A 1,479-nucleotide genomic window follows, 5' to 3' on the forward strand; every position below is an offset into this window, starting at 1 on the left:
AGTACGGCAGTCCGAGATCGTGATTTGAGCTGGTAGCGGCCGGTTCGTAACGCAGGACAGCCGCCCGATGATCTTCGAGTTGTGACGCAAGAAGAATCGTGGGCGGCTGCCGCTGCCATGGTAGAGGTCGGGGCCGTCCACGGCCATCTCGATGAGTTGATGGGCTTGATGGCCGGATGTTTCCGCAGGCGGGAGCCCCGCGTCCAGGCCCGAAAGTACGTGCGCGCGTTGATGAGCGACCTGCCGCGCAAGAACTGCTGGAGCATCGCTGAGCACGCCGGGGATGCAACCCCCGGCAGGATGCAGCACCTGCTGAACGCGGCCAAGTGGGACACCATGGGCGCGATGGCCGCGGTCCGGACGCTGGTGTGCGAGCGGCTGGACGACGGTGACGCGGTCGCGATCCTGGACGAGTCCGGGCAGGAGAAGAAGGGCACCTGCACTGTCGGTGTCAAACGCCAGTACGTGGGCTGCGCCGGCCGCATCTCCAACGCCATCAACGTCGTGTACTGCAGTTTCGCCACCGCGGCCGGACACGCCCTGGTCGGAGCCCGCCCGTATCTGCCCCGCGAGCAGGCAGGCGACCCCGACCGACGAGCACGCGACCGGGTGCCCGAGCAGGTGGTGTTCGCGACCAAACCCGAGCTGGGCCGCCAGATCCTGGCCGACCTGCACGCCGAAGGGCGGCTGCCGGCCTGGGTGACCGGCGACGAGGTGTACGGCACCGACCCGAAACTGCGCGCCTGGCTGGAAGACCCGCAGGTCGACACCGGTTATGTGCTGGGGATCGCGAAGTCGGCGCCGATCGCCTTCACCCGCGCCGCCAAGAGCAGGGCCGACGACGCGCTGAAGACACTGATGGCCTCGGACTGGGTGATCGACTCGGCCGGAGCCGGGTCCAAGGGTGAACGCCGCTACGCCTGGGCGTGGATCGGCACCGCCGACCCCCGCCGCCACCTGCTGATCCGCCGCAGCCTGACCCCCAACGCCAAAGGCGTCCGCGAAGTGGCGTTCTACCTGTGCTTCGCCCCCGAAGGCCGACCGGTGACACTGCGGACCCTCGTACGGGTCGCCGGCCGCAGGTGGCCGGTCGAGGAAGACTTCCAGACCGGCAAGGACGCGTTCGGGCTCGACCACTCCCAGGTCCGCATCTATCCGGCGCTGCTTCGCCACCTGGTCCTGGCCATGGCCGCCCTGGCGGTCTGCGCCCTCACCGCCGCACACGCCCGCACCACCGCCGACAGACCTCCGACACCCGCCGATCCCGACGAGATACCACCCGCCGACCCCGGACTGCTCCCGCTGACCGTCCCTGAAGTGAAACGCCTGGTCAACCTACTCACCCACACCCGGCACGGCCTGGAACACCACCTGCGCTGGCATCTGTGGCGACGGCGTCACCAAGCCCGCGCCCGCTGGTTCCACCAGCGAGCCCGAATCAGCCGACCATGACAAGATCACGATCTCGGACTGCCGTAC

1 protein-coding gene is annotated in these 1,479 nt (G+C 68.8%); it reads left to right on the top strand.

Annotated features, from left to right (window positions below):
- Window positions 1–159 precede the first annotated feature (159 nt).
- Window positions 160–1,452, top strand: a complete 1,293-nt coding sequence (locus ABZ806_RS45080; protein ID WP_500226146.1) for an IS701 family transposase — start codon at window positions 160–162, stop codon at window positions 1,450–1,452.
- Window positions 1,453–1,479 lie beyond the last annotated feature (27 nt).

This window comes from Spirillospora sp. NPDC047418 (genome assembly GCF_040643275.1).
Taxonomy (GTDB): domain Bacteria; phylum Actinomycetota; class Actinomycetes; order Streptosporangiales; family Streptosporangiaceae; genus Spirillospora.